The 15925-nt window shown below is 64.6% G+C and carries 12 protein-coding genes, 1 tRNA gene and 1 pseudogene; all 14 read left to right on the forward strand.

All coding sequences use genetic code 11. From position 1 onward, the window contains the following. Positions 1–91 (forward strand): annotated as a pseudogene (locus BM172_RS21640) (hypothetical protein); the annotation flags it as partial. Between the two features lie 128 nt (positions 92–219). Then, positions 220–295 (forward strand) — tRNA-Trp (locus BM172_RS21645). Between the two features lie 81 nt (positions 296–376). Beyond that, entirely contained in the window at positions 377–787 is a 411-nt protein-coding gene (secE, locus tag BM172_RS21650) for a preprotein translocase subunit SecE (RefSeq protein WP_026633439.1), read from the forward strand. Between the two features lie 10 nt (positions 788–797). Then, positions 798–1358, forward strand: a complete 561-nt coding sequence (gene nusG, locus BM172_RS21655; RefSeq protein WP_026633438.1) for a transcription termination/antitermination protein NusG — start codon at positions 798–800, stop codon at positions 1356–1358. A 181-nt stretch (positions 1359–1539) separates the two neighbouring features. Next, positions 1540–1968, forward strand: coding sequence for a 50S ribosomal protein L11 (rplK, locus tag BM172_RS21660; protein WP_026633437.1), 429 nt, complete (start codon positions 1540–1542; stop codon positions 1966–1968). Positions 1969–1971: 3 nt separating this feature from the next. Next, positions 1972–2679, forward strand: a complete 708-nt coding sequence (rplA, locus tag BM172_RS21665) for a 50S ribosomal protein L1 (protein ID WP_026633436.1) — start codon at positions 1972–1974, stop codon at positions 2677–2679. 335 nt (positions 2680–3014) lie between these two features. Then, positions 3015–3542, forward strand: a complete 528-nt coding sequence (gene rplJ / locus BM172_RS21670) for a 50S ribosomal protein L10 (protein WP_026633435.1) — start codon at positions 3015–3017, stop codon at positions 3540–3542. A 52-nt stretch (positions 3543–3594) separates the two neighbouring features. Further along, positions 3595–3966, forward strand: a complete 372-nt coding sequence (rplL, locus tag BM172_RS21675; RefSeq protein ID WP_026633434.1) for a 50S ribosomal protein L7/L12 — start codon at positions 3595–3597, stop codon at positions 3964–3966. Between the two features lie 231 nt (positions 3967–4197). Continuing rightward, the gene (gene rpoB / locus BM172_RS21680; RefSeq protein WP_026633433.1) at positions 4198–8355 is read left to right on the forward strand and encodes a DNA-directed RNA polymerase subunit beta; all 4158 of its coding nucleotides are present in this window, start codon (positions 4198–4200) and stop codon (positions 8353–8355) included. A gap of 25 nt (positions 8356–8380) precedes the next feature. Further along, positions 8381–12595: a DNA-directed RNA polymerase subunit beta' gene (rpoC, locus tag BM172_RS21685; RefSeq protein WP_026633432.1), complete on the forward strand. Its 4215-nt coding sequence runs from the start codon at positions 8381–8383 to the stop codon at positions 12593–12595. Between the two features lie 179 nt (positions 12596–12774). Next, positions 12775–13149, forward strand: a complete 375-nt coding sequence (gene rpsL / locus BM172_RS21690; protein ID WP_026633431.1) for a 30S ribosomal protein S12 — start codon at positions 12775–12777, stop codon at positions 13147–13149. A gap of 21 nt (positions 13150–13170) precedes the next feature. After that, positions 13171–13638 carry a 30S ribosomal protein S7 gene (gene rpsG / locus BM172_RS21695; RefSeq protein ID WP_026633430.1) on the forward strand — a complete coding sequence of 156 codons (468 nt, stop codon included), beginning with the start codon at positions 13171–13173 and terminating at the stop codon, positions 13636–13638. A gap of 27 nt (positions 13639–13665) precedes the next feature. Further along, positions 13666–15783, forward strand: a complete 2118-nt coding sequence (gene fusA, locus BM172_RS21700) for an elongation factor G (RefSeq protein ID WP_026633429.1) — start codon at positions 13666–13668, stop codon at positions 15781–15783. Positions 15784–15831: 48 nt separating this feature from the next. Next, positions 15832–15925, forward strand: a 94-nt coding sequence (locus BM172_RS21705) for a GTP-binding protein (RefSeq protein WP_005434227.1), incomplete at its 3' end; no start/stop codon positions are given.

The following is a 15925-nucleotide window of genomic DNA, read 5'->3' on the forward strand; positions in this document are numbered from 1 at the left end:
GCCGATCGCGATGACGGACGGCCTGCGCTTCGCGATCCGCGAAGGCGGCCGCACCGTCGGCGCCGGCGTCGTCGCCAAGATCACCAAGTAAGTAGTAACATTGGGAGTCGCCCGCCGAGCGGGCTGTGAGACAGGGACGGAAGGAACCCCTTCCGTCCTCGCCGCGAAGGCGGCAGCTCACGGCAGGCCAGGCGTGCGACTCCACTGATTTTCAAACGTACGCCAGTAGCTCAATTGGCAGAGCAGCGGTCTCCAAAACCGCAGGTTGGGGGTTCGAGTCCCTCCTGGCGTGCCACCTTCCCGAGGACCTAAGACGGGTGGCGAGTGGTATCCGGGGCTTCGGGGCCCGGTTGCCGGCTCCTATCCGATCGCGTGCATGAATACCAAGGCAGAACAGACCAAGGGCGCTAACCTCAAGGAGGCGGGCGCCGCCGACATCGCCAAGCTGGTGCTTGCCGTGCTGGTGCTGGTCGCCGGTATCGTGGCCTATTCCTGGTTCAGCAACGACACGAGCATCCCCGCCTCGGTGCGCCTGGTCGGCGTGCTGGTGGCCCTGGTGGCTGCTCTGGGTATTGCGGCCACGACGGCGCTCGGTCGCCGCGTCCGCTCGTTCCTGGGCGAGTCCCAGTTCGAAATGCGCAAGGTGGTCTGGCCGACGCGTGACGAGACGCTGAAGACCACCGGCATCATCATCGTCGTGGTGATCGTTCTCTCCCTGCTGCTGGGCGTGATCGATCTCATCCTTAAGTCGGTCGTGCTCGACTGGCTGCTCAAGCTGGGTTCGTGAGGTAAAGGGCATGAGCAAGCGTTGGTATGTGGTGCACGCCTATTCGGGCTTCGAGAACCAGGTGCGCAAGTCGCTGGTCGAGCGCATTCAGCGCGCCGGCATGGAAGAAAGGTTCGGCGAAGTGCTGGTGCCGACCGAGGAAGTGATCGAGATGCGCGGCGGCCAGAAGCGCCGCAGCGATCGCAAGTTCTTCCCGGGCTATGTGCTGGTGCAGATCGAGACCGACACCGAGGGCAAGGCCCCGCGGATCGACGATGAGTGCTGGCACCTGGTGAAGGAAACTCCCAAGGTGATGGGCTTCATCGGCGGCACCGCCGACCGCCCGCTGCCGATCCGCGACAGCGAAGCCGACAACATCCTCAGTCGCGTCCGCGAGGGTGTGGAGAAGCCGAAGCCCAAGGTCCTGTTTGAGCCGGGTGAAATGGTCCGCGTGACCGACGGCCCCTTCAACGACTTCAACGGCGTGGTCGAGGAAGTCAACTACGAGAAGAGCCGCCTGCGCGTCGCGGTGCTCATCTTCGGTCGTTCGACCCCGGTCGAGCTCGAATTCGGACAGGTCGAGAAGGCCTGACGCAAGCCCCGGCACGGGGCTTGCTTAAAACTTGATCACTCCGTAAACTACGCGGTTCACGCCGGGGCATTTCGCTCGGCGTGTCCGTATTTCTCGGTCCGCTGGAGCGCGGGCCGCCCTCCATCCAGGGAATGTGCACTGCGAGGAGCCGCAAGGCGCCCGAACTCGCGAGGAAAATCCAATGGCAAAGAAAGTCGTCGGTTATATCAAGCTGCAGGTCAAGGCCGGCCAGGCCAACCCGTCGCCGCCGGTGGGCCCCGCCCTCGGCCAGCGCGGCCTGAACATCATGGAATTCTGCAAGGCGTTCAATGCCGCCACGCAGAAGATGGAACCGGGCATGCCGATTCCCGTGATCATCACGGCCTATTCGGACCGTAGCTTCACCTTCATCACCAAGACCCCGCCGGCCAGCGTCCTGATCAAGAAGGTCACGGGCATCGCCAAGGGCTCGTCCAAGCCGAACACCGACAAGGTCGGCAAGATCAGCCGCAAGCAGCTGGAAGACGTTGCGAAGCAGAAGGAGCCGGATCTGACGGCTGCCGATCTGGATGCCGCGGTGCGCACCATTGCCGGTAGCGCCCGCAGCATGGGCTTCGTGGTGGAGGGTTAAGACATGGCAAAGATCACCAAGCGTTTGAAGGCCGCCCAGGCGGCGGTGCAGCCGGGCAAGCTGTATGGCCTGGAAGAAGCCCTGAACATCGTCAAGAACAACGCCAAGGCGAAGTTCGCCGAGTCCGTGGACGTCGCCGTCCGCCTCGGCATCGATGCGAAGAAGTCCGACCAGGGTGTGCGCGGCTCCTCGCTGCTGCCGCACGGCACCGGCAAGACCATCAAGGTCGCCGTGTTCGTGCCGGCCGGTGAGAAGGCCGAGGCCGCCAAGGCCGCCGGCGCCGACGCCGTCGGCATGGACGACCTGGCCGAGCGCATGCAGGCCGGCGACCTCGACTTCGGTCGCGTGATCGCCACGCCGGACGCGATGCGCGTGGTCGGCAAGCTGGGCCAGCTGCTCGGCCCGCGCGGCCTGATGCCGAACCCGAAGGACGGCTCGGTCACCGCCGACGTCGCCACCGCGGTGAAGAACGCCAAGGCCGGCCAGGTGAAGTTCCGCAACGACAAGGCGGGCATCATCCACGCCACCATCGGCAAGGCCAACTTCGAGGCGGCGCAGCTTGCCGACAACCTCAATGCGCTCATCGCCGACCTGCTGAAGGCCAAGCCTTCCACGGCGAAGGGCCAGTACCTGCAGAAGATCGCCCTGTCCAGCACGATGGGCGTGGGCGTTCCGGTCGATACCTCCACCGTGGCGGTCTCGGCCAAGTAAGACATCAAGTCCTGCGCCGGCCCAGCCGGCGCAGGCACGTTTTTGAGGGCAGGTGCCGGTTCGTGCCGGTGCCGCCGTCAAAGACCGCAGGCGCGATCAGCGCGCGACGACGACGAGCAGGGAGCTCGTACTGGCATGGAACCGCCGTCGTCGCCAGCGGGTTCGCTTAATCGGTTCCCTTGCGGATCCGGCCTGCGCAGATGGTGCTGCCCCTTCTGGAACTGTTCTGGAAAGGCCACCACCCGGGATCTCTTGGATCCCCGACGTCACGGAAGGCGTCGCCCAGGACCGCAAGCGGCAGGAGTCGCAAGCGGATTTCAAAGTGGAGGAGTGATATGGCTCTGAATCTCTCTCAGAAGCAAGAAGTCGTCGCCGAACTGGCAGAAATTGCCGCGAAGGCGCACTCCTTGGTCGCTGCCGAGTACGCGGGCACCACGGTCGAACAGATGACCGCGATGCGCAAGAAGGCCCGCGAGAGCGGCGTGTTCCTGAAAGTCGTCAAGAACACGCTGGCTTCGCGCGCTGTCGGCGGTACCGGGTTCGAGGTCGTCAAGGACGCCCTCACCGGTCCGCTGCTGTACGCGTTCTCGATGGAGGAGCCCGGCGCTGCCGGTCGCCTGATCAAGGAATTCGCCAAGACCAACGAAAAGCTCAAGCCCCGGGTCGTCTCCGTGGAAGGCAAGCTGCTGCCCGCCGCCCATGTGGACGTGCTGGCCTCGCTGCCGACCCGCGAAGAAGCCCTCGCCATGCTGGCCCGCGTGCTGGCCGAGCCCGCTGCGATGTTCGCCCGCGCCGTCAAGGCCGTGGCCGACAAGCAGGGTGGCGGTGAAACCGAAGCGGCCCCGGCCGCGGCCGAAGCTTGATCGTTCAGTTCGACGCAGTTTCTAACCGAATCAATTTCCAGAGGTAATCAAAATGTCCCTGACCAACGAACAGATCGTTGAAGCCGTCGCCGCCAAGTCGCTGATGGAAGTGATGGAGCTGGTGAAGGCCATCGAAGAGAAGTTTGGCGTGTCCGCCGCCGCCCCGGTCATGATGGCCACCGGCCCGGCCGCCGCTGGCCCGGCTGCCGAAGAGCAGACCGAGTTCGACGTCATCCTGAAGAGCGCCGGCGACAAGAAGGTCGACGTGATCAAGGCCGTCCGCGCCATCACCGGCCTGGGCCTGAAGGAAGCGAAGGACCTGACCGAGGCCGGTGGCGTCGTGAAGGAAGCCGCTTCGAAGGACGACGCTGCGAAGTTCAAGAAGGACCTCGAAGCTGCCGGCGCCACGGTCGAACTGAAGTAATCGGCGCTCTTGCGCGCCGTCAGTTTGATCCAGCGTCAAGCAAGCCTGGGAGCGAAAGCTCCCGGGCTTTGCCTGCTTTAAATGAAGCGGGAATAGGGAATGGAGAATAGGGAATCGGAAAACCCGGCGTAGCTCTCGCCGATTGACGATTCCCTATTCTCGATTCCCTGCAATTCCATTCAGCCGGTGTGTGCACCACCGGCGTCACTGCGAACCGAGGCGGTACCCACCATGACCTACTCGTTTACCGAGAAGAAGCGCATCCGCAAGGATTTCGGCAAGCGTCCCCCTGTACTGGGCGTGCCGAACCTGCTGACCATCCAGACCGATTCCTACCGTGAGTTCCTGCAGGAGCAGGTCGCGCCGAAGCAGCGCGACGACAAGGGTCTGCACGCCGCGCTGAAGTCGGTCTTCCCGATCGTCAGCTATTCCGGCAATGCGGCGCTGGAGTACGTCGACTATCGACTGGGCGAGCCCGCGTTCGACGAGCGCGAATGCCGCAACCGCGGCATGACTTTCGGCGCGCCGCTGCGCGTCACCGTGCGCCTGGTCATCTATGACAAGGACAGCCCGGCGTCGAAGAAGGCCGTCAAGTACGTGAAGGAGCAGGAGGTCTACATGGGCGAGATCCCGCTCATGACCGACACCGGCACCTTCATCATCAACGGCACCGAGCGCGTCATCGTCTCGCAGCTGCATCGTTCGCCGGGCGTGTTCTTCGATCACGACCGCGGCAAGACGCACAGCTCCGGCAAGCTGCTGTTCTCGGCCCGCGTGATTCCCTACCGCGGCTCCTGGCTGGACTTCGAGTTCGACCCGAAGGACGCGCTGTATACCCGTATCGACCGTCGCCGCAAGCTGCCGGTGACGGTGCTGCTGCGCGCGCTGGGCTATGCCAACGAAGAGATGCTGAGCATCTTCTTCGAGCACAACGTGTTCCACCTGGGCAAGAAGGGCGGCACCACGCTGGAGCTCGTCGCCGAGCGCCTGCGCGGCGAAACGCTGACCTTCGACCTGGTCGTGGGCGACAAGGTGCTGGTGGAAGCCGGCAAGCGCATCACCGCGCGCCACGTCCGCCAGCTGGCCGCCGAGAACATCACCGCGCTGGAAGTGCCGGACGACTACCCGGTCGGCCGCATCCTGGCGATCGACATCGTTGACGCCAAGACCGGCGAGCTGCTGGCCTCGGCCAACGACGAGATCACCGCCGACCAGCTCGAGAACTTCCGCAAGGCCGGCATCGAGACGGTGCCGACCCTGTACGTGAACGACCTCGACCGCGGCGCCTATATCTCGCACACCCTGCGCATCGACAACACCAAGACGCAGCTCGAGGCGCTGGTGGAGATCTACCGCATGATGCGCCCGGGCGAGCCGCCGACCAAGGACGCCGCGCAGAACCTGTTCTACAACCTGTTCTTCACCTTCGACCGCTACGACCTGTCGGCCGTGGGCCGCATGAAGTTCAACCGTCGCGTCGGCCGCAAGGAGATCGTCGGTCCGGGCGTGCTGTACGACCACAAGTACTTCGGCGAGCGCAAGGAAGAGGAAGCCCAGAGCCTGGTGCAGTCGCAGGGCGACAGCTCCGACATCCTCGACGTGCTGAAGGTGCTGATCGACATCAAGAACGGCCACGGCACGGTCGACGACATCGACCACCTCGGCAACCGCCGCGTGCGTTCGGTCGGCGAGATGGCCGAGAACACCTTCCGCATCGGCCTGGTGCGCGTCGAGCGCGCCGTGCGCGAGCGCCTGTCGCTGGCCGAGTCCGAGGGCCTGACCCCGCAGGAACTGATCAACGCCAAGCCGGTCGCGGCGGCGGTGAAGGAGTTCTTCGGCTCCTCGCAGCTCAGCCAGTTCATGGACCAGAACAACCCGCTGTCGGAAGTGACGCACAAGCGCCGCGTCTCGGCCCTCGGCCCGGGCGGCCTGACCCGCGAGCGTGCCGGCTTCGAAGTGCGCGACGTGCACCCGACCCATTACGGCCGCGTCTGCACCATCGAAACGCCGGAAGGCCCGAACATCGGCCTGATCAACTCGCTGGCCGTGTACGCCCGCACCAACGCCTACGGCTTCCTGGAGACGCCGTACCGCAAGGTCGAGAACGGCAAGGTTACCGACAAGGTCGATTACCTGTCGGCGATCGAAGAGGGCGACCACGTGATCGCCCAGGCGAACTCGCCGTTGAAGGACGGCCGCTTCGTCGAAGACTTCGTGTCCTGCCGTTTCCGCGGCGAGTCCGAGCTGCGCCCGGCTTCCGAAGTCGGCTACATGGACGTCTCGCCGATGCAGACCGTGTCGGTCGCGGCGGCGCTGGTGCCGTTCCTGGAGCACGATGACGCGAACCGCGCGCTGATGGGCGCGAACATGCAGCGCCAGGCCGTGCCGACGCTGCGTTCGCAGACCCCGCTGGTGGGCACCGGCATCGAGCGCGCCGTGGCGCGCGACTCGGGCGTCATCGTCACCGCCAAGCGCGGCGGCGTGATCGACCAGGTCGACGCCGGCCGTATCGTGGTGCGCGTCAACGAGAGCGAGGTCGGCGACAACGACGCCGGCGTCGATATCTATACGCTGACCAAGTACACCCGTTCCAACCAGAACACCAACCTCAACCAGCGTCCGCTGGTGAACGTGGGCGACGTGGTGGCGAAGGGCGATACGCTGGCCGACGGTTCGTCGACCGACCTGGGCGAGCTCGCGCTCGGCCAGAACATGCTGATCGCCTTCATGCCGTGGAACGGCTACAACTTCGAAGACTCGATCCTGCTGTCCGAGCGCGTCGTGCAGGAAGACCGCTACACCTCGATCCACATCGAGGAGCTGGCCTGCATCGCGCGCGACACCAAGCTGGGCGCCGAGGAAATCACCGCCGACATCCCGAACGTGGGTGAGCAGGCGCTGGCCCGCCTCGACGAGTCCGGCATCGTGTACATCGGCGCCGAGGTGAAGGCCGGCGACATCCTGGTCGGCAAGGTCACGCCCAAGGGCGAGAGCCAGCTGACCCCGGAGGAGAAGCTGCTGCGCGCGATCTTCGGCGAGAAGGCGTCCGACGTGAAGGACAGCTCGCTGCGCGTGCCGCCGGGCATGGACGGCACCGTCATCGACGTGCAGGTCTTCACCCGCGACGGCATCGAGAAGGACAAGCGCGCGAAGCAGATCGAGGAAATGGAAGTCAAGCGCATCCGCAAGGATCTTGACGACCAGTTCCGCATCCTCGAGGGCGCGATCTACAACCGCATGCGCACGCAGCTGGTCGGCAAGATCGCCAACAGCGGCCCGGGCGGCCTCAAGCGTGGCGCCGAAGTCACCGACGCCTACCTGGACGGCCTGAAGAAGGACGACTGGTTCAAGGTCAACGTCAAGGACGAGGACGTCACCGAGTTCCTCGAGCGCGCGGCCGACCAGGTCAAGCGCCACAAGGAGGAGTTCGAGAAGCGCTTCAAGGAGAAGCAGGGCAAGATCACCCAGGGCGACGACCTCGCGCCGGGCGTGCTGAAGATGGTCAAGGTGTTCCTGGCCGTGAAGCGCCGCATCCAGCCGGGCGACAAGATGGCCGGCCGTCACGGCAACAAGGGCGTGGTGTCCAACGTGGTGCCGGTCGAGGACATGCCGTTCATGGCGGACGGCACCTCGGTCGACATCGTGCTGAACCCGCTGGGCGTGCCGTCGCGTATGAACATCGGCCAGATTCTGGAAGTGCATCTTGGCTGGGCCGCGAAGGGCCTGGGCAAGAAGATCCAGAAGATGCTCGAAGCGCAGGCCAAGGTGGCGCAGATCCGCGAGTTCCTCGACCAGATCTACAACCACCATGTGGCTGGCGCCGTGCAGCACGTCGACCTGAAGTCGCTGACCGACGAAGAGATCTTCACCCTGGCGAACAACCTGCAGGAAGGCGTGCCGATGGCCACGCCGGTGTTCGACGGCGCCGAGGAATCCGAACTGAAGGCGATGCTGAAGCTGGCGGATCTGCCCGAGTCGGGCCAGACCACGCTGTTCGACGGCCGCACCGGCGAAGCGTTCGATCGCCCGGTCACCGTCGGCTACATGCACTACCTGAAGCTGAACCACCTGGTCGACGACAAGATGCACGCGCGCTCCACCGGTCCGTACTCGCTCGTCACTCAGCAGCCGCTGGGCGGCAAGGCGCAGTTCGGCGGCCAGCGCTTCGGCGAAATGGAAGTCTGGGCGCTGGAAGCCTACGGCGCGGCCTACACCCTGCAGGAAATGCTGACGGTGAAGTCCGACGACGTGCAGGGCCGCAACCAGATGTACAAGAACATCGTCGACGGCAACCACGAGATGGCGGCCGGCATGCCGGAGTCCTTCAACGTGCTCGTGAAGGAAATCCGCTCGCTCGGCATCGACATCGACCTGGAAGAGATCAAGTAACCCCTGGGTTACAGGAGCTTATGCAATGAAAGATTTGCTCAATCTGTTCAACCAGCAGCGCGCCACGCCCGATTTTGACTCGATCAAGATCGCGCTGGCCTCGCCGGAGTTGATCCGTTCCTGGTCGTACGGTGAAGTCAAGAAGCCCGAGACCATCAACTACCGCACCTTCAAGCCGGAGCGCGACGGCCTGTTCTGCGCCGCCATCTTCGGCCCGGTGAAGGACTACGAGTGCCTGTGCGGCAAGTACAAGCGCATGAAGCACCGCGGCGTGGTCTGCGAGAAGTGTGGCACCGAGGTCACCCTGGCCAAGGTGCGCCGCGAGCGCATGGGCCACATCGAGCTGGCCAGCCCGACCGCGCACATCTGGTTCCTCAAGTCGCTGCCGTCGCGCATCGGCCTGATGCTGGACATGACCCTGCGCGACATCGAGCGCATCCTGTACTTCGAAGCCTTCGTGGTGATCGATCCGGGCCTGACCGCGCTCGAGCGCGGCCAGCTGCTCAGCGAGGACCAGTACCTCGAGGCGGTGGAAGAGCACGGCGACGAGTTCGACGCGCGCATGGGCGCCGAGGCGGTGTACGAGCTGCTGAAGTCGCTCGACCTGCCGGGCGAAGTGGTGCGCCTGAAGGAAGAGATCTCCTCGACCAACTCCGAGACCAAGCTCAAGCGCCTCACCAAGCGCGTGAAGCTGATCGAGGCGTTCCTGGAGTCCGGCAACCGTCCCGAGTGGATGGTGCTGACCGTGCTGCCGGTGCTGCCGCCGGACCTGCGCCCGCTGGTCCCGCTGGACGGCGGCCGCTTCGCGACCTCCGACCTCAACGACCTGTACCGCCGCGTCATCAACCGCAACAACCGCCTGAAGCGCCTGCTCGAACTCAATGCGCCCGACATCATCGTGCGCAACGAGAAGCGCATGCTGCAGGAATCGGTCGACGCGCTGCTCGACAACGGCCGCCGCGGCCGTGCCATTACCGGCACCAACAAGCGCGCGCTGAAGTCGCTGGCCGACATGATCAAGGGCAAGCAGGGCCGCTTCCGCCAGAACCTGCTCGGCAAGCGCGTGGACTACTCCGGTCGTTCGGTGATCGTGGTGGGCCCGACCCTGCGCCTGCACCAGTGCGGGTTGCCGAAGAAGATGGCGCTGGAGCTGTTCAAGCCCTTCATCTTCGCCAAGCTGCAGGCTCGCGGCGAAGCGACCACCATCAAGGCCGCCAAGAAGCTCGTCGAGCGTGAGGAAGGCCAGGTGTGGGACATTCTCGAGGACGTGATCCGCGAGCATCCCGTGCTGCTGAACCGCGCGCCGACCCTGCATCGCCTGGGCATCCAGGCGTTCGAGCCGGTGCTGATCGAAGGCAAGGCGATCCAGCTGCATCCGCTGGTCTGTACCGCGTTCAACGCGGACTTCGACGGCGACCAGATGGCCGTGCACGTGCCGCTGTCGATCGAGGCGCAGCTGGAAGCGCGCGCCCTGATGATGTCGTCGAACAACATCCTGTCGCCCGCCAACGGCGAGCCGATCATCGTGCCGACCCAGGACGTGGTGCTGGGCCTGTACTACATGACCCGCGAGCTGGTGAACGTGAAGGGCACCGGTATGGTGTTCTCGAGCATCACCGAAGTGCGCCGCGCCTACGACAACCGCGCGGTGGAGCTGCACGCCAAGATCAAGGTGCGCATGAAGGTCACCCAGATCGACGAGGAAGGCACTCGCACCAGCTCCGTGCAGCTGGCCGAGACCACCGTCGGTCGCGCCCTGCTGGCCGAGATCCTGCCGGAAGGCCTGCCGTTCGCGCTGGCCAACACCGAGCTGACCAAGAAGGCCATCTCGCGCCTGATCAACTCCAGCTACCGCCTGCTGGGCCTGAAGGACACCGTGGTGTTCGCGGACAAGCTGATGTACACCGGCTTCCGCTTCGCGACCCGCGCCGGCATCTCCATCGGCATCGATGACATGATCATCCCCGAGCAGAAGAAGCCGATCCTGGAAGAGGCCGAGAAGGAAGTGGTCGAGATCCAGGAGCAGTACCAGTCGGGCCTGGTCACCGCCGGCGAGCGCTACAACAAGGTGGTCGACATCTGGTCGCGCACCAACGAGCTGGTGGCCAAGGCGATGATCGACGGCATCGGTACCGAGAAGGTCACCAATGCCAAGGGCGAGATCGTCGCGCAGAAGTCGATGAACTCGCTGTACATCATGGCCGACTCCGGCGCCCGTGGTTCGGTGGCGCAGATTCGCCAGCTGGCCGGCATGCGCGGCCTGATGGCCCGCCCGGACGGCTCGATCATCGAAACCCCGATCAAGGCCAACTTCCGCGAAGGCCTGAACGTGCTGCAGTACTTCAACTCCACCCACGGTGCCCGTAAGGGTCTCGCGGATACGGCGCTGAAGACCGCCAACTCGGGTTACCTGACCCGCCGCCTGGTGGACGTGGCGCAGGACGTGGTGATCACCTCGCTCGACTGCGGCACCGAGGACGGCGTCATCATGCAGCCGATCGTGGAAGGCGGCGACGTGGTCGAGCCGCTGCGCGAGCGCGTGCTCGGCCGCGTGGTGGTCGAGGACGTCTACGGCCCCGGCGAAGACAACGAGCCGATCGTCACCCGCGACACCCTGCTGGACGAAGCCCTGGTCGAAAAGCTCGACAAGGCCGGCGTGCAGTCGATCAAGGTGCGCTCGCCGATCACCTGTCAGGCTTCGCATGGCGTGTGCGCGCTGTGCTACGGCCGCGACCTGGCCCGTGGCCACCTGGTCAACATGGGCGAGGCCGTGGGCGTGGTCGCCGCGCAGTCGATCGGCGAACCCGGCACCCAGCTGACCATGCGTACGTTCCACATCGGTGGTGCGGCTTCGCGTGCGGCGGCGGTGGACAACGTGACGGTGAAGACCACCGGCACGCTGAAGTTCAACAACCTCAAGACCGTGCAGCACGCTCAGGGTCATCTGGTGGCGGTGTCGCGTTCGGGCGAAGTGTCGGTGATCGACGCCAACGGCCGCGAGCGCGAGCGCTACAAGGTGCCTTACGGCGCCACCATCGCGGTCAAGGACGGCGACCCGGTCAAGGCCGGCCAGACCGTGGCCAACTGGGATCCGCATACCCATCCGATCGTGTCGGAAGTGGCCGGTACCGTGCGCTTCATCGACTTCATCGATGGCGTCACCGTGCAGAGCCAGACCGACGAGCTGACCGGCCTGGAATCGGCGGTGGTGACCGATCCGAAGCGTCGCGGCACCGCGGCCAAGGACCTGCGCCCGATCGTCCGCCTGGAAGACAGCAAGGGCCGTGAGCTCAAGCTGCCGGGCACCGACGTGCCGGCGCAGTACATGCTCCCGGCCGGCGCGATCGTGTCGATCCAGAACGGCGCCGAAGTGGGCGTGGGCGACGTGGTCGCCCGTATCCCGCAGGAAACCTCCAAGACCCGCGACATCACCGGCGGTCTGCCCCGCGTGGCCGACCTGTTCGAGGCGCGCAAGCCGAAGGAGCCGGCGATCCTGGCCGAGCGCTCCGGCGTGGTCAGCTTCGGCAAGGACACCAAGGGCAAGCAGCGCCTGATCATCAAGGACTCCGACGGCAACGAGCACGAGGAGCTGATCCCGAAGTGGCGCCAGGTCATCGTGTTCGAAGGCGAGCACGTGGAGAAGGGCGAAACCGTGGTGGACGGCGAGCCGAATCCGCACGACATCCTGCGCCTGCTGGGTGTCGAGCCGCTGGCTTCGTACCTGGTCAAGGAAATCCAGGACGTCTACCGCCTGCAGGGCGTGAAGATCAACGACAAGCACATCGAAACGATCATTCGCCAGATGCTGCGCAAAGTTGAGATCACCGAGCCGGGCGACAGTCATTACCTGCGCGGCGAGCAGGTGGAGCGGGTCCGCATCAATGCGGAAAACGACCGCGCCACCGCCCGCAACGAGCGTCCGACGGACTTCCAGTCGGTACTGCTGGGCATCACCAAGGCGTCGCTGGCGACCGAGTCGTTCATCTCGGCCGCTTCGTTCCAGGAGACGACCCGCGTCCTCACCGAGGCGGCCGTCCGTGGCACGCGCGACACCTTGCGAGGCCTGAAGGAAAATGTTATTGTCGGCCGTCTCATCCCGGCAGGTACGGGTCTGGCGTACCACGCACAGCGTCGTCGCCAGGGCGGTCTGACCGCCGCGGAGCTGGATACCCTTTCCGGCACCGCTTCCCCGGTCTCCTTCGCGGAAGCCACCGTCGGTAGCGACAATGGTTCGGAGTAAGCCCCGTCGGGGACTTGCTCGCTGACATACGAAATGAGGCGCAAGGATTGCGCCTCGTGTTCGAGTCATGGAGGGCAGGGCGTCAGCTTGTCTGTGACTAGCTGCCCATGTTAAATTCCCGCTTCTTGGCAGACCGAGCTGGTTCGGTCTGCCTTTATGTTTCTCAGGAAAAGTTACGCATGTCGACTATCAACCAGTTGGTGCGCAAGTCCCGCAGCCCGAAGAGCTACAAGAGTGCTTCTCCGGCCCTGCAGAACAGCCCGCAGCGCCGCGGCGTTTGCACGCGCGTCTACACCACCACCCCGAAGAAGCCGAATTCGGCCCTGCGTAAGGTTGCCAAGGTGCGCCTGACCAACGGTTACGAAGTCATCAGCTACATCGGCGGCGAAGGCCACAACCTGCAGGAGCACTCGGTGGTGCTTATCCGCGGCGGCCGCGTCAAGGATCTGCCGGGTGTGCGTTATCACACGGTGCGCGGCAGCCTCGACTGCGCCGGCGTCACCAAGCGCCGTCAGTCGCGCTCCAAGTACGGCGCCAAGCGCCCGAAGAGCTAAAGAGCTAGAGGACAACGAGATATGTCGCGTAAAGGTTCACATCCCGCCCGCCTGGTCCTGCCGGACCCCAAGCATGGCAGCCAGCTGATCGCCCGCTTCATCAACATGGTGATGAAGAGCGGCAAGAAGTCCGTGGCCGAGAGCATCGTCTACGGTGCGCTCGATCACCTGGGCGAGAAGCACGCCGAGCCGGTCTCGCTGGTCGAGAAGGCGCTCAATAACATCGCTCCTGCGGTCGAGGTGAAGTCCCGCCGCGTGGGTGGTGCCACTTACCAGGTGCCGGTCGAAGTCCGCTCCGGCCGCCGCATGGCGCTGGCCATGCGCTGGGCCATCGAGTCCGCCCGCAAGCGCGGCGAGACCTCGATGCCGCGCAAGCTGGCCGCCGAGCTGCTCGAGGCTTCCGAGAATCGCGGTGGCGCGATCAAGAAGCGCGAAGAGACGCACCGTATGGCTGAAGCCAACAAGGCCTTCTCGCACTACCGCTGGTAAGCAAAGTACAGATTCGAGGTTACTGCCGTGGCACGCACCACCCCCATCGAGCGCTATCGCAACTTCGGCATCATGGCCCACATCGATGCCGGTAAGACCACGACCACGGAGCGCATCCTGTTCTACACCGGCGTCAGTCACAAGATTGGCGAGGTGCATGACGGTGCGGCAACCATGGACTGGATGGAGCAGGAGCAGGAGCGCGGCATCACCATTACGTCGGCGGCGACGACGGCGTTCTGGAAGGGCATGGATCGTTCCCTGCCCGAGCACCGCTTCAACATCATCGATACGCCAGGGCACGTCGACTTCACCATCGAGGTGGAGCGTTCGTTGCGCGTGCTCGACGGTGCGGTGTTCGTGCTTTGTGCCGTGGGTGGTGTGCAGCCGCAGTCGGAAACCGTGTGGCGCCAGGCCAACAAGTACCACGTGCCTCGCCTTGCGTTCGTCAACAAGATGGACCGCACGGGTGCCAACTTCGAAAAGGTCGTCGAGCAGCTGAAGGCTCGCCTGGGTGCCAACCCGGTGCCGATGCAGGTGCCGATCGGCGCCGAGGACAACTTCGAGGGCGTGATCGACCTGCTCAAGATGAAGTCGATCGTGTGGGACATGGAGTCCCAGGGCATGAAGTTCGAGTACCAGGACATCCCCGCCAACCTGAAGGAAAAGGCCGAAGAAGCCCATAGCTTCATGGTCGAGGCGGCCGCGGAAGCGTCCGAAGACCTGATGAACAAGTACCTCGAAGAGGGTGACCTCTCCGAGGAAGAGATCGTCAGCGGCTTGCGCGCGCGCACGCTGTCCAGCGAGATCATCCCGGTCTACTGCGGTACCGCGTTCAAGAACAAGGGCGTCCAGGCGATGCTCGACGCGGTGGTGAACCTGCTGCCGTCGCCCGCCGACCGTCCGCCGGTCGCCGGCACCGACGAGGACGACAAGGAAGCCACGCGCAGCGCCGACGACACCGCGCCGTTCTCCGCACTGGCGTTCAAGATCATGACCGATCCGTTCGTCGGCTCGCTCACGTTCTTCCGCGTCTACTCGGGCACGCTCAACGCCGGCGACCAGGTCTACAACCCGATCAAGTCGCGCAAGGAGCGCATCGGCCGCATCCTGCAGATGCACGCGAACGAGCGTCAGGAAATCAAGGAAGTCCGCGCCGGCGACATCGCCGCGGCGGTCGGCCTGAAGGACGTGACGACCGGCGATACGCTGTGCTCGCAGGACCACGTGATCACCCTGGAGCGCATGACGTTCCCGGAGCCGGTGATCTCGATGGCGGTCGAGCCGAAGACCAAGTCCGACCAGGAAAAGATGGGCATCGCGCTGGGCCGCCTGGCCGCCGAGGATCCGTCCTTCCGCGTGCGTACGGACGAGGAATCCGGCCAGACCATCATCTCCGGCATGGGCGAGCTGCACCTGGACATCATCGTCGACCGCATGCGTCGCGAGTTCAACGTCGAGGCCAACGTCGGCAAGCCGCAGGTGGCTTACCGCGAGACGATCCGCAAGAGCGACGTCAAGGCCGACTACAAGCACGCCAAGCAGTCGGGCGGCAAGGGCCAGTACGGTCATGTCGTGCTCGAGCTGTCGCCGATGAGCGACGAGGACAAGCAGAGCCCGAACGTCAAGGACGATTTCCTGTTCGTCAACGAGATTTCCGGCGGTGTGATTCCCAAGGAATTCATCCCGGCGGTTGAAAAGGGTCTGCGCGAAACCATCTCCAGCGGTCCGCTCGCCGGCTATCCGGTGGTGGGCATCAAGTGCAAGCTGGTGTTCGGTTCGTACCATGACGTCGATTCGTCCGAAACCGCGTTCAAGATCGCCGCATCGATGGGCTTCAAGGAAGGCTTCCGCAAGGCCGATCCGGTCCTGCTCGAGCCGATCATGAAGGTCGAGGTGGTGACGCCGGAAGACTACGTCGGTGACGTGATGGGCGATCTGAGCCGTCGTCGCGGCCTGCTGCAGGGCCAGGACGACACGCCGTCGGGCAAGACCATCAACGCGATGGTGCCGCTCGGCGAGATGTTCGGCTATGCGACCACCATCCGCTCGCTGACCCAGGGTCGCGCAACCTTCACGATGGAGTTCGACCATTACGCCGAGGCGCCGAACAACATCGCCGAGCAGGTCATCAAGAAGGCCTGATAAGGTCTTCCTCCTTCTACAACACACGTTCTTTCAGAGGTTTGAGACATGGCAAAGGGTAAGTTCGAACGCACCAAGCCGCACGTCAACGTCGGCACGATCGGTCACGTGGACCACGGCAAGACGACGCTGACGGCGGCGC

It is taken from the genome of Dyella marensis, from assembly GCF_900112865.1.
Lineage (GTDB): Bacteria > Pseudomonadota > Gammaproteobacteria > Xanthomonadales > Rhodanobacteraceae > Dyella_D > Dyella_D marensis_A.